Source organism: Pantoea sp. BL1 (assembly GCF_000963985.1).
Lineage (GTDB): Bacteria > Pseudomonadota > Gammaproteobacteria > Enterobacterales > Enterobacteriaceae > Pantoea > Pantoea rwandensis_B.
Genome location: NZ_JZRH01000061.1, coordinates 87,984 through 110,767, shown reverse-complemented (window position 1 = coordinate 110,767; position 22,784 = coordinate 87,984). Strand labels below are relative to the sequence as shown.

Genomic DNA, 22,784 nt, shown 5'->3' with positions numbered 1-22,784 from the left:
CGGTGTTCGCGGCGCCTTGTCGGGTTAAATCACCATACCCAAAATTTGCAGCGTGCTGCGCTGCGAGGCGGTAACGAACGGGATGTCTTTGATGTGCTGCATGCCAAAGGCTTCCCAAAATTTACGTGCACGCACGTTTTCAGCCATCACTTCCAGCCACATGTAACCTTCCTGCTTCTCACGGGCTTCATTGATGATGCTTTGGAACATGATTTTGCCGAAGTTCTTACCGGTCTGATCGGGATTCAGGTAGAGCTTATTCAACATGGCGCCCGTCATGCCGGAATCAGGAACCGGTGTATTCCAGGTGACCTTGGCAAAACCTACCGGGTGATCGGTCTCGGCGATCAGCCAGCTCTCGTTTTCTGCCGCGAGGCTGCTCTGCAGCACCGTCAGTCCGTATTCTTTATCGATAAACGCATCCATTTCGTCGGTTGAAACCCACATATGTTTGAAATGCGCGCTGTAGGTCATGCGTCCCAGCTGATGAAGCAGTTCCGCGTCCTCGGCCTGAGCCTTGCGTATGGTGAAATTCATGTAAGATGTCCTGTTATCCGTCCCTGTTGATGGTCGTGCAGCCAAACGTTCCATCGCTGACTTTTCAGCAGGGTACTTTAACAGGGAGAGACGGTTCCGACACATGCTAAGTGCGGAATCAGAATAGTGATGCGCCCTCCGGCGGGAAGGCGCAGGGATGCGTCAGGCATCAGAACAAATAACGGGCTCCCAGAACAAACTGGTTTTCCACCAGATGCGCTTTCATTTGCTCATCTTTAAGGCCACGAGCATTCCCGAATGTGTTGTATCCACTCTCTATTTTGCCCATATCCACATAACGGTAGCCAAGATCCAGGCTTACCTGCTCAATCGGCGTGTAGCTAATACCGGCACCGACACTGTAGGTCAGGTTGTTTTGCGTGGTTGAAGCATACTGACGAGAGGGATTGCCTTGCCAACCGCCCGCTTTGATTTTACTGACGCCAACGCCTGCGGTGCCGTACAACGCAACGTTATAGCCGATTTGATAGTCACGATACACGTTCAGCATCAAGCGCTGGACATCGGTTTGCAGATGGTTATAGCTGGAAGTGAAAGTCGATGAACCGCTGGTGAATTCGGATTTTTGACCAAAGGTATATTCGCCTTCCGTGCGCCAGCCATTGCCCCATTGATAACCGGCTGCAAGCGCTGCCGCGCCGTTGTGTGCCTTTTCATTGCCTGCAACAAATTGCCCCACGCCAGGACGTGCGCTGGTATCCATCTCTTTGGCACGTTGTTCACTTTGCAGATATTTTGCAGAGGCGTAATAGCCTTCACTGGTTTCGGCTGCAACAGCGCTGCCAGCAGCAAACAACATTGGCATAGCAAAAATTAACGCTTTACGTTTCATATGATTCCGTTCTCATTCTTTATCAGGTTGAGAACGCATCATAAGAAAGGCCCATCACGGGAAAAATTCGGTTGAATACTTAGGCAACCTGGTAGAGTTACGTAAGGGGGCCTAAGAGCCTAACCGCAGGGTTTCGGCGCGCTTGGCGGTGTCATAAACGTATTGCAGCATCGGCTCCAGATCGGCATCCGGCCCGGAGCTGATAATTTTGCCACGCAGCCACTCAATTTCGCTGGTGATGTCGGGGGGGAAAATGGTGTTGTTCTGCGCGTTGCGCAGCCATTTCAGCAGAAAGTTATTCTTGCCGCGCACGCCGGCGGGTTTGCGCGTTTTTGCATTGATCTTCAGCGCCACCAAAATGCAGTAATAGAAATGCACGCGCTGGCTGTAGCTCTGGGGGATCATAGGCTGTTACCCGCCATGACATCGCTAAAGTGTGAACTTGATCGGATTTTCATCGTCCTGAATGCCTGCCTGAAAGCGCCATTTGGCGCAGATATGAGCCTTTTTCGGCCTTTTTTCCGCCTTGAATCGCGCGGTAACCGCACCATAAGCCAATCGGCGGCGCGGATGCAAGTGAGGAAAATCTGGTAAATGCGGCGTCATCAGGGAAAGAGGGCGGGCAAAAATTAAGGTCTTAAAAAAGCGAAGCGTTATAAAAGGAAAGGGGGCGATTTTTTGCCGTCGCAAAGACCTGAAACAGACACTTTTCTCATGCATTAACCCGCTGCGCCTGGCAAAACTGTGATCTCCGTCTAGACTTAATGCTGACGATGTTCGCAGTCAGGTTGCTGTGTTGGCAATAAAGTTGTGCGTTTGTGGAGAGTTACCTATCGCAGTCCCCCGTTTTTGGCTCAATCTCCTCGCCTCAGTCCAGACATCGGACTGAAAACACCCAGCCTGACTTCGAACATCCTGTTAAAGCCCAATGAACAGGAGGAGACGTGACCCCTGCGGTTAATCAGAACAGCACCTTGCCGTCACTCAGCGGCGGTCTTTATGCCTTCTTTTTTGATGTCGACGGCACGCTAGCGACCATTGAATCGCAACCCGAGTCGGTTTCCATCCCCGCATCGGTGCGCCAGCATCTGCAACAAATCTCCAATCTGAGTCATGGCGCCCTGGCGCTGGTATCGGGCCGTCCGATTGCGCAACTGGATGCACTGGTTGCGCCACTGGAAGCGCCCGCTGCTGGCGTGCATGGTGCAGAACGCCGTGACGCCAGCGGGCACGTGCACCGGCATTCGTTGCCTGGCGATATTGCGCAAACGCTACAAACCGAACTGCAGCAAACGCTCGACCAATGGCCAGGCACCCTGCTGGAAGTGAAAGGCATGGCGTTCGCACTGCACTATCGCAACGCGCCCGAGTACGAGAAATCCATCATGCAACTGGCAGAGGACGCCGTGATGCGCTTTCCTGCGCTGGCGCTACAGCCGGGCAAGTGCGTGGTGGAATTGAAGCCGCAGGGCATCGATAAAGGTGCGGCGGTACGTGAATTCATGCAAGAAGCCCCCTTTATTGGCCGTATTCCGGTCTTCGTGGGTGACGATCTGACCGATGAAAAAGGATTTCTCGCCGTGAACGCCATGCAGGGCATTTCAGTCAAGGTCGGAGAAGGCGCCAGCCATGCGCGCTACCGTCTCGACAGCGTTGACGCGGTATGGCACTGGCTGGCGCAACTATTATTACAACTAGAACATGACATCGTCGGTAAGGAGTCAAGGTTATGAGTCGTTTAGTCGTGGTATCTAACCGTATCGCCATTCCGGATGGAGGCAAAGCCAGCGCAGGGGGTCTTGCGGTGGGCATTTTGGACGCGTTACGCACCACCGGAGGCTTGTGGTTTGGCTGGAACGGAGAGATCAGTGAATTTTCTGGCGAGGAAGATGAGCCTCTTTCGCAAGTCGAGCAGGATGGCATCACCTATGCTTCTCTGCCGCTCAATCAGAACGATTACGATCAGTACTACTGCCAGTTCTCCAATACCGTTATCTGGCCTGCCTTCCACTATCGTCTGGATTTAGTGCAGTATCAGCGTGAAGCCTGGGATGGCTATTGCCGCGTAAACACCTTACTGGCGCAGCGCCTCAAACCGTTGCTGCAACCCGACGATGTGTTATGGATCCATGATTATCATCTGCTGCCGTTTGCGGCCGAGTTGCGCAAACTGGGTGTGAATAATCGCATCGGCTTCTTTTTACATATCCCGTTCCCGACGCCGGAGATCTTTAATGCGCTGCCACCGCATCAGACGCTGCTGGAGATGCTGTGCGATTATGACTTGTTGGGTTTCCAGACCGAATCCGATCGCGTGGCCTTCCTCGATAGCCTGAGCCAGTTGACGCAGTTGCAGAATAAAGGTGAGAAGAAACACCGTGCCTTTGGCAATACCTTTATGACGGAGGTGTATCCGATAGGTATCGAACCGGACAGCATAAAAGAGATGGCTGAGGGACATTTGCCACCGAAGATGGCGGCGATGAAACGTGAACTGGGCGATGTGCAAAACATTATTGCCAGCGAGCGGCTCGATTATTCCAAAGGATTACCGGAGCGTTTTCTGGCTTATGAGGCACTGCTGGAGAATTTCCCGCAGCATCGCGGCAATATCCGTTATTCCCAAATCGCGCCGACGTCTCGTGGCGATGTGCAGGCCTATCAGGATATTCGTCATCAATTAGAGACGGAAGCGGGGCGCATTAACGGTAAGTACGGTACGCTCGGCTGGACACCGCTCTATTATCTGAACCAGCACTTTGATCGTCGCCTGTTGATGAAAATCTTCCGCTTAACCGATGTGGGTCTGGTCACGCCGCTGCGTGACGGCATGAACCTGGTGGCGAAAGAATATGTGGCCGCGCAGGACCCGGACGATCCGGGCGTGCTGGTGCTGTCTCGCTTTGCGGGGGCGGCAAATGAGCTGACATCGGCATTGATCGTTAATCCTTACGATCGTGATGAAGTGGCCGCCGCACTCGACAGAGCGCTCACCATGCCGCGCACGGAGCGTATTTCGCGCTATAACGACATGATGGCGGTATTGCGTAAGCAGGATATTACGCAATGGCGTGAAAGCTTCCTGCGTGATTTAAATGCGTTACCTGCGCGCAGCGCCGATCATGGTATCGCCAATAAAGTCGCGACCTTCCCGAAACTCGCCTAAATCTGCTTTCCGGTGCGCAGTTCTGCGCACCGTTTTCACTACCCATCTTAAACCTGCGAAAACGTTTTCATTTGCTTAAGGGGTAACTGCCTGACACGGCTGCCAAAATCGCACGTTTTGGTTAAAAAGCGTGCAATTGAACGCGAAAAAAGCTTTTTTTTCATGTCAGCCCTAAAGGTTTGGTTGGTCAGGCCGATAGTTATCTCAGATCAATGCGTCAAATCCATAATTCATTCATATCACTAATGTAACGCACTGTTACATCCACTGCCGTTCGCTAAACACTCCCTACAAAGCCCTAACAGTTCCCAGGCGCGCTGCGTCCAGTCTTCACGCTTATCTATCATCATGGTGGTAGTGCCTTTCGGCAATATTCCCTATAAGTGATTAATTTAGAAGCAAATAGTTTTTCATGAAATCAGCATATTATGCTGCAATCACGATCTTAAGTGGCTGCATATCGCCATTTAAAACCAACTCAACAGATAAAAGATCGCGTTGTCATGACAATCGACCACACAGGCTAAACAGGGGCTTTTAAGAGTGAAATATTAGCGAAACAATTCAAATTCGTTCAAAAAACGTACAACAGAAAAGCAATTCTGAAGCTTCCAGGAAAAAATTTGCCTTAAAAGTGTGATGTAGATCACACTTTATCTAAAATTTCGCTCCACTCACGTTGTATGTCGATATCAGACGATATAGATTTGCGTTGTTTTCGGATTAGTCTTAAAAAACTGTAAGCAGACGTCACGGAAGATGGTTACAACTCGATAAAAGAATGGCCTGGAGTTTTGACTACTACTGACCAATGCCCCGGTGGGGAATGAAACAGTTCAGTACACGTTGGCTTGTGCCTGATAATTTTTTGCCATCTTTAGATTTACCAACCAGCAACCCGAACCATAGAAATTTAAATTCTGTGGCCGTATATGTGTCGCGTCTATCAGGATGGAAAAAAATGGGTACATCAGAATTACTAAAACATATATATGACATCAATCTGTCATATTTGCTTCTTGCTCAGCGTTTAATTAACCAGGAAAAAGCTTCAGCAATGTTTCGTTTAGGCATCGATGAATCGATGGCAGATGCATTGTCGCAATTAACCTTGCCTGAGATGGTAAAATTAGCGGAAACCAATCAACTGGTTTGCCAGTTCCGCTTTACCGATCACAGCCATATTAATCGTTTGACTCAAGAATCACGCGTGGATGACCTGCAGCAAATCCACACCGGCATTTTATTATCCAGCCGTTTACTGCGGAACGCGTCAAAAGATGATGCTTCCGCGAAGAAGAGGGCGGTTTAATGACCGAAAAAAGTATTGTTCAGGAAGCGCGCGATATTCAGCTGGCCATGGAGCTGATTACGTTGGGCGCACGACTGCAAATGCTGGAGAGTGAAACTCAGCTGAGCCGTGGTCGCCTGATTAAACTGTATAAAGAGCTGCGTGGTGCACCACCACCGAAAGGCATGCTGCCATTCTCAACCGATTGGTTCATGACCTGGGAACAAAATATTCACTCATCCATGTTCTGTAATGCCTGGCAGTTCCTGTTGAAAACCGGGCTGAGCAATGGTGTTGAAGCGGTGATTAAAGCGTATCGCTTGTATCTTGAGCAGTGTCCGCAATCGGACGAGGGCCCGCTGTTGGCGCTAACGCGTGCATGGACCCTGGTGCGATTCGTTGAAAGCGGCATGCTGGAATTGTCTGACTGTAAATGCTGTGGCGGGAGCTTTATTAATCACGCTCATCAGCCTGTTGGCAGCTTTGTTTGCAGCCTGTGCCAGCCGCCATCACGTGCCGTAAAAAGACGTAAACTTTCTGCAGATTCTGCCGATACCTTTCCACAACTGCTGGATGAACAGGTTAAACGCGCCGTTTAAGTTTGTTCGCATCGTGGAAAACATCCAGCAGCGGCTTAGTCCGCTGCTTTTTTTTTGCCCACGATTTACGAATAACACCTGCGGCTCTCTGGCTTAACTTCTACCAACACGTTACGGACGTAAGGATTTTTTGTGCTGATTATTCTGGGTTATATCGTGGTCGTCGGCTCCGTGTTGGGCGGCTATATGATGGTCGGTGGCCATCTGGGGGCGCTTTATCAACCTGCCGAGCTGATTATTATCGGCGGTGCCGGTATTGGTGCCTTTTTAGTGGGCAACAATGGCAAGTCGATCAAGAAAACATTAAAAGCCTTGCCAATGTTAATGCGCGGCTCGAAATATAACAAAGCTGTATACATGGATTTAATGGCACTGCTGTATCGCCTGATGGCGAAATCACGTCAGCAAGGCATGCTGTCATTAGAACGTGACATTGAAGATCCCAGCCAGAGCGAAATTTTTGCTAACTATCCGCGTATTTTGTCCGATAAACAGTTGGTGGATTTTATTACCGACTATTTGCGATTGATGGTGAGCGGAAATATGAATGCGTTTGAAATTGAAGCGCTGATGGACGAAGAGATCGAGACCTACGAGCACGAGTGTGAAGTGCCGGCGCAAAGTATTTCGGCCATGGGCGATGGCTTACCTGCCTTCGGTATCGTGGCGGCGGTGATGGGCGTGGTACACGCACTGGCCTCAGCCGATCGCCCGGCAGCAGAGTTGGGCGCACTGGTAGCACACGCCATGGTGGGAACCTTCCTCGGCATCTTGCTGGCTTATGGCTTTATCTCGCCGCTGGCGTCAGTGCTGCGTCAGAAGTGTGCCGAAACCACCAAAATGATGCAGTGCGTCAAGGTGACCTTGCTCTCCAGTCTGAATGGTTACGCACCGCAGATCGCCGTGGAGTTTGGACGTAAAACCCTGTATTCCGCTGAGCGTCCGTCGTTCTCCGAGCTGGAAGAGCATGTGCGTAACGCGAAAAATCCTGCGAAACAAACCTCGGATCAGAACTCATGAAGGCAGGCAATCGCCCCATTGTGCTGGTTAAAAAGCGCAAACATAAAGGTCATCATGGCAGCCACGGCTCGTGGAAGATTGCCTATGCCGACTTTATGACGGCGATGATGGCGTTTTTTATGGTGATGTGGCTGCTCTCAATTTCCAGCCCGAAAGAGTTGATTCAGATTGCAGAATACTTTCGCACGCCGCTGAAAGTCGCGCTGACCGGTGGCCAGCGCAGCAGCGATAGCGAAAGCCCGATCCCCGGCGGTGGTGATGATCCAACGCGTAAAGACGGTGAAGTGAAGAAAGTGGTCGATATGGATGCGCAGAAGAAAAAGCTGGAGGAGATTCGTCTGAATCGTCTGCGCGAAAAGCTGGACCAGTTGATTGAAGCCGATCCGCGTCTGAAAGCACTGCGTCCGCATCTGATCATCAACATGGTGGAAGAGGGGCTGCGCATTCAGATCATTGATAGCCAGAACCGCCCAATGTTCAAAACCGGTAGCGCAGAAGTGGAGCCGTACATGCGTGACATCCTGCGCGCTATTGCGCCGGTGCTGAATGATATTCCGAACAAGATCAGTCTCGCTGGCCATACGGATGATTTCCAGTATGCGTCTGGCGACCGTGGCTACAGCAACTGGGAACTCTCAGCAGACCGCGCCAATGCCTCACGTCGTGAATTGGTGATTGGCGGGCTGGATGGGGGCAAAATGCTGCGCGTAGTGGGCATGGCTGACACCATGAAGTTAAAGAATCGTGGTTCGAACGATGCTGTAAACCGTCGTATCAGTCTGCTGGTGTTGAACCATGACACACAGGCTGCGATTGAGAAAGAGAACTCTGAGAGCGATGCCGCGCAGATAACTGACCCGGCACAAATTATTCCCGACATTACCGCACCGACCGGTCCCGCTGCATCTGCTGCACCCGCAAGTTCTACCGCGACTCCGGCCTCGCCGGCCAGTGCGGTGGCACCTGCACCAGCAGCGCAGCCAGCGGCAGGCGCGGTGACACCAGACCAACCCTCACAGCCGAGGTGATCCCGTGAGCATGGACATCAGCGATTTTTACCAGACGTTTTTCGATGAAGCCGATGAGCTGTTAGCGGATATGGAGCAACACCTGTTGGGATTGGATCCCCAGGAGCCCGATTCCGAGCAGTTGAATGCCATTTTCCGCGCCGCCCACTCCATTAAGGGCGGAGCCGGTACGTTTGGCTTTACGGTTTTACAGGAAACCACCCACATCCTGGAAAACATTCTGGATGGTGCGCGCCGCGGCGAAATGCAGCTCAGCACCGACATCATCAACCTGTTTTTGGAAACCAAAGATATTATGCAAGAACAGCTCGATGCCTATAAAACGGCGCAGGAACCCAACGCAGAAAACTTCAAATATATCTGCGAAGCACTGCGTCAGCTGGCGCTGGAAGCCAAAGGAATCGCACCCGAACCGGCGAAAGTGGCCGACGTGGTGGAGATCGCCGCGGCCCCGACAGCAGCAGCGGGTTTACGCCTGCAACTGATCGATTTGAAAGAGAAAGAGCCGGAACTGATGCTGGAGGAGCTGGGTAACCTCGGCACCGTCTCCAACGTGGTGAAAGGCACCCACTCGTTAGAAGTGACCATTGATGGCGTCGGTAAAGACGACATCGTTGCGGTACTCTGTTTTGTTATTGATGAAGCGCAGATTCATTTCCCGGAAGGCGCGGCCGCCGTCGCAGCAGCACCTGCCGAAGCCGTTGCGGTGGAAGCCCCTGCACCGGTGCAAACCGCCACCGTAACTGACATGACCCCGCCAGCCAAACGTGAAGCGAAACGTGCGGCAGCGCCGGCCAAAACCAGCGAATCCAGCAGTATTCGTGTAGCGGTTGAGAAGGTGGATCAGCTGATCAACCTGGTTGGCGAGCTGGTGATTACCCAATCGATGCTGGCACAACGTTCTGGCGAACTGGATCCTGTGGCGCACGGCGACCTGCTGAACAGCATGGGCCAGCTGGAGCGTAACGCGCGTGACCTGCAAGAGTCGGTGATGTCGATTCGTATGATGCCGATGGAGTATGTGTTTAGCCGCTTCCCACGTCTGGTGCGCGATCTGGCCAGCAAGCTGGGCAAAGAAGTGGAGCTGACGCTGCTGGGTAGCTCAACTGAACTGGATAAGAGCCTGATCGAGCGCATTATCGATCCGTTAACGCACCTGGTGCGTAACAGTCTTGACCACGGTATCGAAACGCCAGAGAAGCGTCTGGCCTCCAGCAAAACGGCGGTGGGCAATCTGACGCTGTCAGCAGAACATCAGGGCGGCAATATCTGCATCGAAGTGATCGATGACGGCGCCGGTCTGAACCGTGAACGTATTCTGGCGAAAGCCCTGTCCTCTGGACTGCCCGTCAGCGACAGCATGAGCGATGAAGAAGTCGGCATGCTGATCTTCGCACCGGGCTTCTCAACGGCGGAACAGGTGACTGACGTGTCCGGCCGTGGTGTGGGCATGGACGTGGTGAAACGAAACATTCAGGAGATGGGCGGTCACGTCGAAATCTCCTCGAAGCAGGGCAAAGGCACCACCATTCGCATCCTGCTGCCATTGACGCTGGCTATCCTGGATGGCATGTCAGTGCGCGTGGCAGATGAAGTGTTCATTCTGCCGCTGAACGCGGTGATGGAATCCCTGCAGCCAACGGCTGAAGAGCTGAAACCGCTGGCGGGTGGCGAGCGCGTGCTGGAAGTGCGTGGCGAATACCTGCCGCTGGTTGAGCTGTGGAATGTGTTTGATGTGCAGAATGCCAAAACCGATGCGACCCAGGGCATCGTGGTGATTCTGCAGAGCGCAGGCCGTCGTTATGCACTGCTGGTGGATCAGCTGATTGGCCAGCATCAGGTGGTGGTGAAGAATCTGGAAAGCAACTACCGCAAAGTGCCGGGCATTTCTGCCGCCACCATCCTCGGCGATGGTAGCGTGGCGCTGATTGTGGATGTTTCTGCACTGCAATCGTTGAACCGTGAAAAGCGTGTGGCCGGTGCCGCAGCGTAATAGATAAATAAAGGGCAAAAAAATGACTGACATGGCAACCGTGACCAAAATCGCTGGCGAAACCGTGGGCCAGGAATTCTTAGTTTTCACCCTGGGTGACGAAGAGTACGGCATCGACATTCTCAAAGTGCAGGAGATTCGGGGTTACGATCAGGTAACGCGCATTGCTAACACCCCTGAGTTCATCAAGGGTGTGACTAACCTGCGTGGCGTGATCGTGCCAATCATCGACCTGCGCGTGAAGTTCGCGCAGCAGGATGTGGAATACAACGAAAACACCGTGGTGATCGTGCTGAATCTTGAGCACCGCGTCGTGGGTATCGTGGTGGATGGCGTGTCTGATGTGCTGTCTCTGATGCAAGAACAGATTCGTCCGGCACCGGAATTCGCTGTAACCATGTCTACCGAGTACCTGACCGGCCTCGGCGCACTGGGCGAGCGTATGCTGATTCTGGTCGACATCGAGAAGCTGCTGAGCAGCGAAGAGATGGCGCTGGTGGATACGCTGCGTAGCGCGTAATCATCGACAATCACGGGCTGGCAGCATCGGCCCGTGATAATCCCGCATTGAAATAATTTCTATAAAAATCAGATAATAACAATATTTATTCACACAACTTTCATTAAACTCCCTGCCTCGCCCGCCGATAAATACTGCGTTCCATTTACTTACTTTTCCCAGGGCTATCTATGTTAAAAAAAATTCGCGTAGTCACCAGTCTGCTGGTGGTGCTACTGATGTTTGGCCTGCTGCAGGTCATATCCGGATCAATATTCCTCAAAGCATTAAACGACGACAAATCCAGCTTCAATGTGTCGCAGCTAGCGAGCCAAAACCTTTCGGCGCTGAATGATGCTTATATGAGCCTCAACCAAAGCCGTGTTGTATTGACGCGCATCCAGTTGCGTATCGCCACCAGTAAACTGGCCAACAAAGAGCCGGATATTGAGGGACTGTTCAACGACAGCAAGCAGTTCCAGCAAAAAGCAGCGGATAATTTCAAACTCTATAAAGCGATTCCGGATACACCGGGACAAAATACTGAACTCTCGGGGCAACTGGATGAGGGCTATGCGGCTTACGCCACGGCATTGGGACAGATGCAGGATGCGCTGGTTGCTAACGATTTATCAAAAGCGGGCAGCGTGCCAGTGGCACCGAGCCAGAGCAAATTCCTGAAAACTTACACCGACTGGCGTGCGGATGTGGCGAAGCTGACAGCACAAGGCCAGGAAAAAAATGCCGATGCCTTCAGCCGCATGAGCTGGATTCTGGGCACTATCATGGTGGTGGTATTAGTGGTGATTGGATTGTGCTGGGTGAACCTGCGCCGCATTCTGATTAATCCATTGAACACTAACATTGCCCACATTCAGTCGATCGCGCAGGGTGATCTGACCCAGAGTATTACCGTTGAAGGCCGCAATGAGATGAGCCAACTGGCGAGCAGCCTGCATGACATGCAGCAGTCGCTGGTGCGTACTGTCAGTAACGTGCGTGACGGCTCTGATGCGATCTTCACCGGCGCGAGTGAAATCTCGGCGGGTAACAACGATCTCTCAGCCCGTACGGAAGAGCAGGCCGCCTCGCTGGAACAGACCGCAGCCAGCATGGAACAGTTGACCGCCACAGTGAAACAGAACGCCGAAAACGCCCGTCAGGCGTCACAGCTGGCATTGAGTGCCTCTGAAACCGCACAGAAGGGCGGCAACGTGGTGGAAGGCGTAGTGCGCACCATGAGCGATATCGCCGGGAGTTCGAAGAAGATCGCTGATATCACCAGCGTGATTGACGGTATCGCTTTCCAGACCAACATCCTTGCGCTAAACGCAGCGGTGGAAGCGGCGCGCGCTGGCGAGCAGGGGCGTGGCTTTGCGGTGGTGGCAGGTGAAGTACGCAACCTGGCACAGCGCAGCGCCCAGGCGGCGAAAGAGATTAAGGGTCTGATTGAAGATTCTGTCAATCGCGTCAACAGCGGTTCGCAGCTGGTGGGTACCGCCGGTGAAACCATGAGTGAAATCGTCAATGCGGTCACCCGCGTGACCGATATAATGGGCGAAATCGCCTCAGCCTCTGATGAACAGAGTCGCGGTATCGATCAGGTCGGTCAGGCAGTGACGGAAATGGATCGCGTGACCCAGCAGAACGCCTCGCTGGTCGAAGAGTCTGCTGCGGCAGCGGCTTCGCTGGAAGAGCAGGCCAGCCGTCTGAGCCAGTCTGTAGCGGTGTTCCGTGTGCCGCGTGCCGAACAGCCTGGCATGGCCAGTGCCGTGGTGCGCCATCCGCAGATCGCGCCGCCGGTGTTGAGTACACCCCGTAAAGCCGTAACGGCGTCGGTCAGCGACAGTAACTGGGAAACGTTTTAATCGCTTGCAGTGGCGTGCGCTGGCGCACCCACTGCCGCAATATCCTTTTATTCCAACAACATCAATGCGCTTTTATCGTTTATTCGGTAAAGGCGCATTTTTTTTAATGACAATTTCTTTAGTTATAAAACACTGTAAAGAAAGTTATTGGCAGAATTATATTTCGTAAAATCCGTTAAAGCCCCTCAAAATTTAACAACTGCGGTCGATAACAGCGGGAGCCGAAATGCCTCACTCTTTGGAGAACCCATGTTAAAACGAATCAATGTTGTCACCAGTCTGATCGCGGTGTTACTGGTCTTTGGTGCTTTGCAGTTACTGTCGGGTGGATTGTTCTGGTCTGCCTTACAAAAAGATAAAGAAGCTTTTGCCGTGGCACAAACGTCGACCAACAACGTCGGCGCGATGTCCGATGCCTGGATTGAACTCAACCAGACCCGTACCGTATTAAACCGCGCGATGTTGCGCATGCAAGGCAGCATGGCCGCACAGTCCAACGGCGGCCAGCTTCAGGCGCTGATTGCACAGACGGAAAAGCAGCTGGATGTGGCTGCCGGGCACTACCAGCGTTACTACGATCTGCCGGGTACGCCAGGCTTGCCGGACGCACTGCGCGATCGGCTGGAAACGGACTACGCCGCCTTCAACGATGGCTTGAAAGCGATGCTGGAACGTTTGAAAGCTAACGATCTGCAAGGCATGTTTGCGCAGAACATTGAAGCCAAACAGGTGAAGATGAAGGCCACTTATGCAGAGTGGCGCACTGCGCAGAGTGCGCTGGCGGCGGAAGGCGTGGCGCAGAACCAGCAAGCGTTCCACACCATGATGTGGCTGCTGGCGGTGGTGGCATTGGTGGTGGTGTTTGTGATTGTCGGCTGCTGGTTCGGTCTGCGTGCGGTGCTGATTCAGCCCTTGCATCAGCTGCTGGGCCATATCCGCCATATCGCTTCTGGCGATCTGACGCAGCATATTGCCGTGGAAGGGCGTAACGAGATGACCCAACTGGCAGCCAGCCTGCATGAGATGCAGCAGTCGCTGGTGCGCACCGTCAGTCATGTGCGTGATGGCTCGGATGCCATTTTTACCGGCGCGAGCGAAATCTCGGCGGGCAACAACGATCTCTCCGCCCGTACTGAAGAGCAGGCGGCTTCGCTGGAACAGACGGCGGCCAGCATGGAGCAGCTGACGGCGACCGTGAAGCAGAATGCGGAGAACGCCCGTCAGGCATCTCAGCTGGCGCTCAGTGCCTCTGATACCGCACGCAAAGGCGGCGAAGTGGTGGATGGCGTGGTGCGTACCATGAGTGATATTGCCGGCAGTTCGAAGAAAATCGCCGATATCATCAGCGTGATCGATGGCATTGCCTTCCAGACCAATATTCTGGCACTGAATGCGGCGGTTGAAGCCGCTCGCGCCGGTGAGCAGGGTCGTGGCTTTGCGGTGGTCGCCGGTGAAGTGCGCAATCTGGCACAGCGCAGCGCGCAGGCGGCGAAAGAGATTAAAGGTTTAATTGAAGATTCGGTGAATCGGGTTAACAGCGGTTCGCAGCTGGTCGGCACCGCCGGTGAAACCATGAATGATATCGTCGGCGCGGTGACGCGTGTCACCGATATCATGGGCGAAATCGCCTCCGCGTCGGATGAGCAGAGCCGCGGTATCGATCAGGTCGGCCAGGCGGTCACGGAGATGGATCGCGTGACCCAGCAGAATGCCTCGCTAGTGGAAGAATCCGCCGCGGCTGCGGCGTCACTGGAAGAGCAGGCCAGTCGTTTGAGCCAGTCAGTGGCGGTATTCCGCGTGCCGCGTGCCTCGCAGGCCACTGCGGTGGTGCGCGCGTCACCGAGCGTGCAGCCGGTGCTGAGTACACCGCGCAAAACGGTCACCGCGCCAGTGAGTGACAGCAACTGGGAGACATTTTAAACGTTTTTAACCGGGCGCACGCAGGTGCGTCCGTTCACCTGTCGGCACACGTTAATTTATCCCAGATCCTCCTTAATTCCCGCTGGTCCAACCCGTTGCAGACAACATAAAGATCCCCCTGTGAACGCCGATAACAGGAGCGATCCGCCAACCAATGAGGTGTTTATGTTTAGTCGTATTCGTGTCGTTTCCGGGCTGTTATGTGTGCTGGCACTGTTTGCCTTGCTGCAGCTGTTTTCCGGAGGGATGTTTTTTACCACGGTGAAAGCCGATAAAGAGAATTTTGCCTACAACCAGCGTCTCAGTACGCTGCAACGGGCGATGGGCACCTCTTGGGTATCGCTGGTTCAGGCGCGTAACACGCTGAATCGTGCAGGGATCCGCTATTTGCTGGACAGCCAGCAGGCTGGCTCAGGCGCAACCGTGAAAGATTTGGTCGCGCTGGCAAGTGAGGAGTTGAAAACCGCTGACCAGGCCTTTGCGGAGTTCAACGCGAATTTGTCTGAGAAGGGCAAAAGCGCAGAGAACGTCAAGACGCTGCAGGCCAACTACAACGCCTTCCGCGGCGGACTCGCCGAGCTGATTGACTTCCTGGGTAACGGGAATTTCAAAGGCTTTGTCGATCAGCCTACGCAAGGTATGCAGGATAAATTCGAAAAGGATTACACCGCATGGCTTAACTACAACATCGTGCTGGCTAAGCAGGGTATTGATGCCAATGAGAGCGCCTATCAGCACTCCATCATGCTGGTGATCGGCACCTTGCTGGTGACCCTGCTGGTGATTGCGCTGGTGTGGAGCGGTATGCGCAACGTGCTGATTCGTCCGCTGAAACAGAGCATCGACCATATTCGTCATATCGCACGTGGCGATCTGACGCAGCAGATCGATGTCAGTATGCGCAACGAGATGGGCGAACTGCTGACTTCACTGCAGCACATGCAGCAGGAGCTGGCGAATACCGTACGTACCGTGCGTGATGGTTCAGACGCTATCTACACCGGTGCCAGCGAAATCGCCATGGGTAACAACGATCTCTCTTCACGTACTGAACAGCAGGCCGCTTCTCTGGAAGAGACGGCTGCCAGCATGGAGCAGCTGACCGCGACCGTGAAGCAGAACGCCGAAAACGCCCGTCAGGCTTCACAGCTGGCGCTGACTGCCTCTGAAACCGCGCAGCACGGCGGCAAAGTGGTGGATGGCGTGGTCACCACCATGAAAGAGATCACCGGCAGCTCGAAGAAAATCGCCGATATCATCAGTGTGATTGATGGCATCGCGTTCCAGACCAACATTCTGGCACTCAACGCGGCGGTGGAAGCGGCACGTGCGGGTGAGCAGGGACGTGGCTTTGCTGTGGTGGCGGGCGAGGTGCGTAGTCTGGCACAGCGTAGCGCCCAGGCAGCGAAAGAGATCAAAGGCCTGATCGAAGACTCGGTGAGTCGCGTCAACACCGGTTCGGTGCTGGTGGAGAGCGCAGGCGAAACCATGACCAACATCGTCAACGCCGTTACTCGCGTCACCGACATCATGGGCGAAATCGCCTCGGCGTCGGATGAACAGAGTCGCGGAATCGACCAGGTGGGTCTGGCAGTGAACGAGATGGACCGCGTGACACAGCAGAACGCCGCGCTGGTGGAAGAGTCAGCCACGGCGGCTGCGGCACTGGAAGATCAGGCCAGTCGACTGAAACAGTCGGTTGCGGTGTTCAATATTGGTAAAGAATTTGTCGCTCAGGCCGTTAACGTATCTACAGCGCCAAAAACTTTGCGTCCAGCCGCAGTCAAAGCGCTGGCACAACACGCAGGTGCACGTAGCGCGGACGATAACTGGGAAACCTTTTAATCCGTGTGGCCGCCGCAAGGCGGCCCAACTGGCAGCACAGCAGTAATCGCAGTATCACAATTTAATCAGTTTGTTGCCGGGTGACCTGACATGAAGAAATCGACGTTATTGGATCAAAGTGAAGCGACCACGCTGCTCTCGCAAATGGTGCAACGTTTGCCGCTCTCAGATACGCACTTTCGTCGTATCAGCCAGCTGATCTATCAACGCGCAGGCATTGTGCTGGCCGATCACAAGCGGGAGATGGTTTACAACCGCTTAGTGCGCCGTTTGCGCACGCTGAACATTGATGATTTTGGTCGCTATCTGGCGTTGCTGGAGCAAGACCAGAACAGTGCAGAGTGGCAGGCGTTTATTAACGCACTGACCACCAATCTGACCTCATTTTTCCGCGAGGCGCACCATTTCCCGATCCTCGCGGATCATGCGCGTAAGCGCAGTGGCAGTTACAGCGTGTGGAGTACCGCCGCCTCAACCGGCGAAGAGCCGTACTCCATCGCCATGACGTTGGCCGAAACGCTAGGTACCGGACCGGGCAAATTCCAGGTCCACGCCAGCGATATTGATACACAGGTATTGGAAAAAGCCGTGGCGGGGGTGTATCGCCAGGAAGAGTTGCGCACCTTATCGCAATCGCAGCTGCAACGCTTTTTCCTGCGTGGCACTGGCCCGCATGAAGGCATGGTACGCGTACGCTCCGATCTCGCCAGCATGGTGAACTATTCGCAGCTGAATTTACTGGCCAACGACTGGGCGTTGCCGGGTCCGTTCGACGCAATTTTCTGTCGCAACGTGATGATCTATTTCGATAAAGAGACGCAGGAAAAAATTCTGCGCCGTTTCGTTCCCCTGCTGAAGCCCGGCGGTGTGCTGTTCGCTGGACACTCAGAGAACTTCAGCCAGATCAGTAAAGAGTTCTGGCTGCGTGGACAGACAGTCTATGGATTGACCAAGGAAAGACGATGAGCAAAATCACCGTGATGTGCGTGGATGACTCCGCGCTAATGCGACAGTTGATGACGGAGATCATCAACAGCCACGCCGATATGGAGATGGTCGCCACCGCGCCCGATCCGTTGGTGGCGCGGGATTTAATCAAGCAGTACAACCCACAGGTGCTGACGCTGGACGTCGAAATGCCGCGTATGGATGGCCTCGACTTCCTGGAGAAGCTGATGCGCCTGCGTCCGATGCCGGTGGTGATGGTGTCATCGCTGACCGGTAAAGGATCGGAAGTGACGCTGCGCGCGCTGGAGTTGGGCGCGGTGGATTTCGTTACCAAGCCGCAGTTGGGGATTCGCGAAGGGATGCTGGCTTACAGCCAGATGATCGCCGATAAAATTCGTGCAGCGGCCCGGGCGAAATTGCATGCGCGCCCTGCGACGCTGGCCCCGGTGACGCTGAAAGCCGGTCCGCTGCTCAGTAGTGAGAAGCTGATTGCGATTGGTTCTTCTACCGGCGGCACGGAGGCGATTCGCCATGTGCTGCAACCGCTGCCCGCGACCAGCCCGGCGCTGCTGATCACTCAGCATATGCCGCCAGGTTTTACCCGCTCGTTTGCCGAGCGCCTGAACAAGCTGTGCCAGATTACCGTGAAAGAAGCGGAAGATGGCGAACGTATTTTGCCCGGCCATGCCTATATCGCGCCGGGTGCCATGCACATGGAGTTGGGCCGTAGCGGCGCTAACTACGTGGTGAAACTGAATGATGGACCGCCAGTGAACCGCCATAAGCCGTCGGTTGACGTGCTGTTCCGGTCCGTGGCGACACACGCAGGACGAAATGCCGTGGGTGTCATCCTCACCGGGATGGGTAACGACGGTGCCGCCGGGATGCTGGAAATGCATCGTGCCGGTGCCTGGACCATCGCGCAGGATGAAGCCAGCTGCGTCGTCTTTGGTATGCCGCGCGAAGCGATTGCGATGGGCGGTGCCAGTGAAGTAGTCGATTTAGGACACATCAGTCAGCACATGCTGGCAAAAATTAGCGCCGGACAGGCATTGCGAATTTAACGAGCCCGTCCTGCCGGACGAGACAACACAGGAGTAGATATGGCTGATAAAAACATGCGCTTTTTGGTGGTGGATGACTTCAATACGATGCGTCGTATCGTCCGCAACCTGCTGAAAGAGCTGGGATTCAACAACGTTGAAGAAGCAGAGGACGGTGTTGATGCACTGACCAAACTGCGTGCGGGTGGTTTTGATTTCGTGGTATCCGACTGGAACATGCCCAACATGGACGGTCTGGAACTGCTGCAGACCATTCGTGCGGATGCAGCATTGAGCAAACTGCCCGTGCTGATGGTCACCGCCGAAGCGAAAAAAGAGAACATCATTGCAGCCGCCCAGGCCGGTGCCAGCGGTTATGTAGTGAAGCCGTTCACCGCAGCCACGCTGGAAGAAAAGCTGGGTAAAATTTTCGAAAAACTGGGTATGTAAGGAGATGTGATGAGCGACCTTCCGAAACCAACCGAAGAAGCCTCGGCACACGACATTATTACCCGTATCGGCTCGCTGACGCGCATGTTGCGCGACAGCCTGCGCGAATTGGGGTTAGACCAGGCGATTGCCGAAGCGGCGGAAGCGATTCCGGACGCCCGTGACCGTCTGGATTACGTGGTGCAGATGACGGCGCAAGCGGCAGAACGCGCACTAAACTGCGTTGAAGCCGCGCAGCCACACCAGGACAAAATGGAAGCCAGCGCCAACCAGCTGAAAGGCCGTTGGGATGCGTGGTTTGAAAACCCGATTGAGCTGGCGGATGCACGCGAGTTGGTTTCGGATACGCGCGAATTTCTCAGTGATGTGCCGTCGCATACCTCGTACACCAACAAGCAGCTGCTCGAGATCATGATGGCGCAGGATTTCCAGGACCTGACTGGTCAGGTGATCAAGCGCATGATGGATGTGATCCAGGAGATCGAGCGTCAGTTGCTGATGGTGCTGCTGGAGAATATGCCTGAAGCCAACGCTGCCGCGCGCAAAGACGCCAGCAGCCTGTTGAATGGCCCGCAGATCCATGCCAATGCACCAGGCGTGGTCGCGAACCAGGATCAGGTCGATGATTTGCTGGATAGCTTAGGTTTCTAATCAGCATTGCGGGGGCGGCGACTTGGCCGCCCCTGAATGAATGCTCAAAACACCGCGCGTTTTTTTGCCTCTTCAATGCCTGCCACCAACACCTGTACACCTAACGCTTCAAACGCCGCAATCTGCGCCGACGTGATCCCGCGATCGGTAATCAAATAATGGATTTTGCTCCAGTCACAGGGCAGGGCAAACATCGACACCTTATCGATTTTGCTGGAGTCTGCCACCACAAACACCGTACTGGCGGAGTTGATCATCGCCATCTTCACTTTGATATCCGTCTCGCTGGGGAAGCTCAACCCGAGGCGCGGCGAAATACAGGCGGTGGCGAGAAACAGTTTTTCGGCCAGCACGTTTTCGAAGAAAGAAGCCGCTTTTTCACCGGACGTCGAGAGTGTAGGAAATTTGAAGGTACCGCCCGTCAGCAGGATATTAATCCCCGGTTCGCCCCCCAGCTTCAGCGCAATATTCACCGCCGTGGTGATCACCGATAAACGACGGATGTGGCCAATCGCCTCGGCAATGGCGGTGGTCGTGGTGCCGGAATCGAAAATCACCGTATCCCCATTTTCCACATACTGCGCGGCCAGCCGGCCAATGGCTTCTTTCTCATCAAGGTGAGTTTGACGCTCAAGCAGCAGTGCGCCGGTGTTCTGCTTACCGGTCATCAGCGTGGCACCACCGTGATAACGCTGCACATGCCCGGCTTTTTGCAGCATACGCAAATCGGTGCGGATGGTTGCCTCGGTCAGGCCAAAGGTATCGGTAAGCGCTTTAACCGTGACTGTGCCGTCCTCGCGGATCATCTCCAGGATCTTCTCACGACGCTGCTGCATGTCAGCCAGCTGCTCAGTTTTGCTTTTCAATCGAAATGCTCCCTCTTTCCAATCGCGGTCTGATTTTGGCAATAAGAAAACCCGTGATGATTTTACTCTGCGTGCCAGGGATTTGCGAGGCGGCTCGCACAAAGATGCATTTTCGAATGAAAATAATATAAAGCCATGCAATTGATTTCACATACACCTGCCAGCCGTTATTTCTATATCAAAAAACGCGTTATTTGGTTATTTACTTAAAATACAGAGAGATAAAAATAGTTTAAATCATTTGTATGAAATTTGATCTCACCCACAAACCATTGCGAAACGATAGCTTATATTTTTGTTCGAAAATCAAAGTTACTGCGAACCTATCCGGCCAGAGATAACCAGAGCCGTTGAACATGCACACAGGAGAGAAAGGATGAGTGGGGAATACGATGTCAACCTGCGCTACGGCGTGAATACCGATCTGGACCTCACCGGCAAGGTGGCGGTGGTAACCGGTGGCCTCGGTGGTATTGCCATGGCCAGTAACGCCATGCTGTTAGAAAAAGGTGCGCGACTGGCCCTGCTTTACCCTCCATTCGAAAGCGACCGCGTCGCAGCTGTGCAGGAACAATTCTCCGCTGACCGCGTGCTGCTGGTGTGCTGTGACGTGACCGATGCTGATTCGGTGGAGGCGGCGTTCGATCACGTCGAAAAGCATTACGGGCACATCGATATCCTGGTGAACTGCGCGGGTTATGTGATGTTACAGCCGGTACTGGAAACCGACTTTGCCGAGTGGCAAAAGCAGATCGCCGTTAATCTCACGGGTCCTTTTCTCTGCTCACAAGCGGCGGGCAAACGCATGGTGCGCGCCGGTAAGGGCGGCAAGATCATCAATATTGCTTCACAAGCCGCTTCCATCGCCATTGATAACCACGTGGCCTATACCTCTGCCAAGGCGGGTCTGCTCGGTATGACCAAAGTCATGGCCAAAGAGTTCGCACCACACCGTATCAACGTGAATACCTTGTCACCCACCGTGGTGCTGACGCCGATGGGCGAAAAGGCCTGGCGCGGTGAGAAAGGCGAACAGATGAAAAAACTGATCCCGTTAGGGCGTTTTGCTTACACCGATGAAATTGCCGCTGCCGTGCTGTTCTTCGCCAGCAACGGCAGCGACATGATCACCGGCGCAGATTTAATGATCGATGGCGGCTTCACCATCTGGTAATGCCGCGCCAGCACCAGTACGGCCTCAACCCTGCAATAACAACAAAACAATGAGAGAGCACGAACATGAAAAAACGCACCCTGTTATTCACTGCCATTGCCAGTTGCCTGATCGCCCAATCCAGTTTCGCTGCCGACAAAGGCACCATCATGATTCTGGTGAACTCACTGGATAACCCCTATTACGCTTCCGAAGCCAAAGGCGCCAACCTGAAAGCGCAAGAGCTGGGCTATAAAACCAGCGTGCTGTCGCACGGAGAAGACGTTAAGAAGCAGAGCGAGCTGATCGATGCTGCCATCGGTAAAAAAGTGCAGGGCATTGTGCTGGATAACGCCGACTCCACCGCCAGCGTCGCGGCAATCAAAAAAGCCAAAGATGCGGGTATTCCTGTGGTGCTGATCAACCGTGAGATTCCGGTAGACGATGTGGCGCTGGCGCAGATCACCCACAACAACTTCCAGGCGGGTTCTGATGTGGCCAACGTGTTTGTGGAGAAAATGGGTGAAAAGGGCAGCTATGCCGAATTGACCTGTAACCTCGCTGACAACAACTGCGTCACCCGCTCGAAATCCTTCCACCAGGTGCTGGATCAGTATCCGGATATGAAATCTGTCGCGCGTCAGGATGCGAAAGGCACCCTGATCGATGGCAAACGCATCATGGACAGCATCCTGCAGGCTCATCCTGATGTGAAAGGCGTGATCTGCGGTAACGGCCCTGTGGCGCTGGGTGCAATTGCGGCACTTAAAGCCGCAGGCCGCACCGATGTCACCGTGGTGGGTATCGACGGCAGTAACGACGAGCGTGATGCGGTAGAAAAAGGCGATCTGAAAGCCACCGTGATGTTGCAGGCACAGGCTATTGCTGCGCAGGGTGTGACCGACCTCGACAACTTCATCCAGAAAGGGGTGAAGCCAGAGAAGCAGCGCGTGATGTTCCGCGGCATTCTGATCACCCCGGACAATGCTAAAGGTGTGCAGGACTTTAACTACAAGTCGTAATCAATAATCGGTGCGCCTGCACAGCAGGCGCC

Annotated in this window: 22 protein-coding genes; 17 read left to right on the top strand and 5 right to left on the bottom strand. The window is 54.0% G+C overall.

Going from position 1 to position 22,784, the window contains the following annotated elements; translation table 11 throughout:
- Positions 1-24: 24 nt before the first annotated feature.
- The 4 genes from VH86_RS23230 to VH86_RS23215 form a co-directional block, all read right to left on the bottom strand.
- Positions 25-537, bottom strand: a complete 513-nt coding sequence (locus VH86_RS23230) for a GNAT family N-acetyltransferase (RefSeq protein ID WP_034821865.1) — start codon at positions 535-537, stop codon at positions 25-27.
- Between the two features lie 169 nt (positions 538-706).
- Positions 707-1,390: an outer membrane protein gene (locus tag VH86_RS23225; RefSeq protein WP_045834242.1), complete on the bottom strand. Its 684-nt coding sequence runs from the start codon at positions 1,388-1,390 to the stop codon at positions 707-709.
- Between the two features lie 111 nt (positions 1,391-1,501).
- Positions 1,502-1,795 carry a hypothetical protein gene (locus tag VH86_RS23220; protein ID WP_369800376.1) on the bottom strand — a complete coding sequence of 98 codons (294 nt, stop codon included), beginning with the start codon at positions 1,793-1,795 and terminating at the stop codon, positions 1,502-1,504.
- Positions 1,796-1,819: 24 nt separating this feature from the next.
- Positions 1,820-2,110: a hypothetical protein gene (locus tag VH86_RS23215; protein WP_045813939.1), complete on the bottom strand. Its 291-nt coding sequence runs from the start codon at positions 2,108-2,110 to the stop codon at positions 1,820-1,822.
- A 224-nt stretch (positions 2,111-2,334) separates the two neighbouring features.
- Here VH86_RS23215 and otsB point away from each other — a divergent pair, with 224 nt between their 5' ends.
- From otsB to cheZ, 15 genes are all read left to right on the top strand, one after another.
- The gene (otsB, locus tag VH86_RS23210; RefSeq protein ID WP_045834241.1) at positions 2,335-3,123 is read left to right on the top strand and encodes a trehalose-phosphatase; all 789 of its coding nucleotides are present in this window, start codon (positions 2,335-2,337) and stop codon (positions 3,121-3,123) included.
- On the top strand, positions 3,120-4,556 hold the full coding sequence (otsA, locus tag VH86_RS23205; RefSeq protein WP_045813941.1) for an alpha,alpha-trehalose-phosphate synthase: 1,437 nt from the start codon (positions 3,120-3,122) through the stop codon (positions 4,554-4,556). Before otsB ends, otsA begins: the two co-directional genes overlap by 4 nt.
- A 961-nt stretch (positions 4,557-5,517) precedes the next feature.
- A complete protein-coding gene (gene flhD, locus VH86_RS23200) occupies positions 5,518-5,868 on the top strand; it encodes a flagellar transcriptional regulator FlhD (RefSeq protein ID WP_038647417.1) in 351 nt (116 codons plus the stop codon).
- Entirely contained in the window at positions 5,868-6,446 is a 579-nt protein-coding gene (gene flhC, locus VH86_RS23195) for a flagellar transcriptional regulator FlhC (protein ID WP_034821849.1), read from the top strand. The genes flhD and flhC overlap by 1 nt, the downstream gene beginning before the upstream one ends.
- A 132-nt stretch (positions 6,447-6,578) precedes the next feature.
- Positions 6,579-7,466 carry a flagellar motor stator protein MotA gene (gene motA, locus VH86_RS23190; protein WP_034821846.1) on the top strand — a complete coding sequence of 296 codons (888 nt, stop codon included), beginning with the start codon at positions 6,579-6,581 and terminating at the stop codon, positions 7,464-7,466.
- Positions 7,463-8,494 carry a flagellar motor protein MotB gene (gene motB / locus VH86_RS23185; protein WP_038647414.1) on the top strand — a complete coding sequence of 344 codons (1,032 nt, stop codon included), beginning with the start codon at positions 7,463-7,465 and terminating at the stop codon, positions 8,492-8,494. Before motA ends, motB begins: the two co-directional genes overlap by 4 nt.
- Positions 8,495-8,504: 10 nt before the next feature.
- Positions 8,505-10,487, top strand: a complete 1,983-nt coding sequence (gene cheA, locus VH86_RS23180) for a chemotaxis protein CheA (protein WP_197080243.1) — start codon at positions 8,505-8,507, stop codon at positions 10,485-10,487.
- A gap of 22 nt (positions 10,488-10,509) precedes the next feature.
- The gene (cheW, locus tag VH86_RS23175; protein ID WP_034821837.1) at positions 10,510-11,007 is read left to right on the top strand and encodes a chemotaxis protein CheW; all 498 of its coding nucleotides are present in this window, start codon (positions 10,510-10,512) and stop codon (positions 11,005-11,007) included.
- A gap of 170 nt (positions 11,008-11,177) precedes the next feature.
- A complete protein-coding gene (locus tag VH86_RS23170) occupies positions 11,178-12,854 on the top strand; it encodes a methyl-accepting chemotaxis protein (RefSeq protein ID WP_045834239.1) in 1,677 nt (558 codons plus the stop codon).
- A gap of 249 nt (positions 12,855-13,103) precedes the next feature.
- Complete coding sequence (locus tag VH86_RS23165) at positions 13,104-14,774, top strand: methyl-accepting chemotaxis protein (RefSeq protein WP_045834238.1); 1,671 nt, start codon at positions 13,104-13,106, stop codon at positions 14,772-14,774.
- A 165-nt stretch (positions 14,775-14,939) separates the two neighbouring features.
- Entirely contained in the window at positions 14,940-16,619 is a 1,680-nt protein-coding gene (locus VH86_RS23160) for a methyl-accepting chemotaxis protein (protein ID WP_045834237.1), read from the top strand.
- Positions 16,620-16,709: 90 nt separating this feature from the next.
- A complete protein-coding gene (cheR, locus tag VH86_RS23155; protein ID WP_034821825.1) occupies positions 16,710-17,585 on the top strand; it encodes a protein-glutamate O-methyltransferase CheR in 876 nt (291 codons plus the stop codon).
- Positions 17,582-18,631: a chemotaxis response regulator protein-glutamate methylesterase gene (locus VH86_RS23150; protein ID WP_038647406.1), complete on the top strand. Its 1,050-nt coding sequence runs from the start codon at positions 17,582-17,584 to the stop codon at positions 18,629-18,631. The genes cheR and VH86_RS23150 overlap by 4 nt, the downstream gene beginning before the upstream one ends.
- Positions 18,632-18,670: 39 nt before the next feature.
- The gene (gene cheY, locus VH86_RS23145; protein ID WP_007892562.1) at positions 18,671-19,060 is read left to right on the top strand and encodes a chemotaxis response regulator CheY; all 390 of its coding nucleotides are present in this window, start codon (positions 18,671-18,673) and stop codon (positions 19,058-19,060) included.
- 9 nt (positions 19,061-19,069) lie between these two features.
- Positions 19,070-19,711 carry a protein phosphatase CheZ gene (gene cheZ / locus VH86_RS23140; protein ID WP_038647403.1) on the top strand — a complete coding sequence of 214 codons (642 nt, stop codon included), beginning with the start codon at positions 19,070-19,072 and terminating at the stop codon, positions 19,709-19,711.
- A 44-nt stretch (positions 19,712-19,755) separates the two neighbouring features.
- Here cheZ and VH86_RS23135 read toward each other — a convergent pair whose 3' ends face one another.
- Positions 19,756-20,577: a DeoR/GlpR family DNA-binding transcription regulator gene (locus VH86_RS23135; protein WP_038647401.1), complete on the bottom strand. Its 822-nt coding sequence runs from the start codon at positions 20,575-20,577 to the stop codon at positions 19,756-19,758.
- Between the two features lie 376 nt (positions 20,578-20,953).
- Here VH86_RS23135 and VH86_RS23130 point away from each other — a divergent pair, with 376 nt between their 5' ends.
- Both VH86_RS23130 and VH86_RS23125 read left to right on the top strand, forming a co-directional pair.
- The gene (locus VH86_RS23130; RefSeq protein WP_045834236.1) at positions 20,954-21,751 is read left to right on the top strand and encodes a GolD/DthD family dehydrogenase; all 798 of its coding nucleotides are present in this window, start codon (positions 20,954-20,956) and stop codon (positions 21,749-21,751) included.
- 65 nt (positions 21,752-21,816) lie between these two features.
- Positions 21,817-22,752, top strand: a complete 936-nt coding sequence (locus VH86_RS23125; protein WP_038647397.1) for a D-ribose ABC transporter substrate-binding protein — start codon at positions 21,817-21,819, stop codon at positions 22,750-22,752.
- Positions 22,753-22,784 lie beyond the last annotated feature (32 nt).

What these genes read in the sequence shown, in the direction of transcription:
- cheY (WP_007892562.1), top strand. Translation starts at nt 18,671, where the DNA reads ATGGCTGATAAAAACATGCGCTTTTTGGTGGTGGATGACTTCAATACG.
- flhD (WP_038647417.1), top strand. Translation starts at nt 5,518, where the DNA reads ATGGGTACATCAGAATTACTAAAACATATATATGACATCAATCTGTCA.
- flhC (WP_034821849.1), top strand. Translation starts at nt 5,868, where the DNA reads ATGACCGAAAAAAGTATTGTTCAGGAAGCGCGCGATATTCAGCTGGCC.
- VH86_RS23160 (WP_045834237.1), top strand. Translation starts at nt 14,940, where the DNA reads ATGTTTAGTCGTATTCGTGTCGTTTCCGGGCTGTTATGTGTGCTGGCA.
- VH86_RS23125 (WP_038647397.1), top strand. Translation starts at nt 21,817, where the DNA reads ATGAAAAAACGCACCCTGTTATTCACTGCCATTGCCAGTTGCCTGATC.
- VH86_RS23225 (WP_045834242.1), bottom strand. Translation starts at nt 1,390, where the DNA reads ATGAAACGTAAAGCGTTAATTTTTGCTATGCCAATGTTGTTTGCTGCT.
- cheA (WP_197080243.1), top strand. Translation starts at nt 8,505, where the DNA reads ATGGACATCAGCGATTTTTACCAGACGTTTTTCGATGAAGCCGATGAG.
- cheR (WP_034821825.1), top strand. Translation starts at nt 16,710, where the DNA reads ATGAAGAAATCGACGTTATTGGATCAAAGTGAAGCGACCACGCTGCTC.
- otsA (WP_045813941.1), top strand. Translation starts at nt 3,120, where the DNA reads ATGAGTCGTTTAGTCGTGGTATCTAACCGTATCGCCATTCCGGATGGA.
- VH86_RS23170 (WP_045834239.1), top strand. Translation starts at nt 11,178, where the DNA reads ATGTTAAAAAAAATTCGCGTAGTCACCAGTCTGCTGGTGGTGCTACTG.
- VH86_RS23150 (WP_038647406.1), top strand. Translation starts at nt 17,582, where the DNA reads ATGAGCAAAATCACCGTGATGTGCGTGGATGACTCCGCGCTAATGCGA.
- VH86_RS23130 (WP_045834236.1), top strand. Translation starts at nt 20,954, where the DNA reads ATGAGTGGGGAATACGATGTCAACCTGCGCTACGGCGTGAATACCGAT.
- VH86_RS23215 (WP_045813939.1), bottom strand. Translation starts at nt 2,110, where the DNA reads ATGCATGAGAAAAGTGTCTGTTTCAGGTCTTTGCGACGGCAAAAAATC.
- cheW (WP_034821837.1), top strand. Translation starts at nt 10,510, where the DNA reads ATGACTGACATGGCAACCGTGACCAAAATCGCTGGCGAAACCGTGGGC.
- cheZ (WP_038647403.1), top strand. Translation starts at nt 19,070, where the DNA reads ATGAGCGACCTTCCGAAACCAACCGAAGAAGCCTCGGCACACGACATT.
- VH86_RS23165 (WP_045834238.1), top strand. Translation starts at nt 13,104, where the DNA reads ATGTTAAAACGAATCAATGTTGTCACCAGTCTGATCGCGGTGTTACTG.
- VH86_RS23230 (WP_034821865.1), bottom strand. Translation starts at nt 537, where the DNA reads ATGAATTTCACCATACGCAAGGCTCAGGCCGAGGACGCGGAACTGCTT.
- motB (WP_038647414.1), top strand. Translation starts at nt 7,463, where the DNA reads ATGAAGGCAGGCAATCGCCCCATTGTGCTGGTTAAAAAGCGCAAACAT.
- VH86_RS23220 (WP_369800376.1), bottom strand. Translation starts at nt 1,795, where the DNA reads ATGATCCCCCAGAGCTACAGCCAGCGCGTGCATTTCTATTACTGCATT.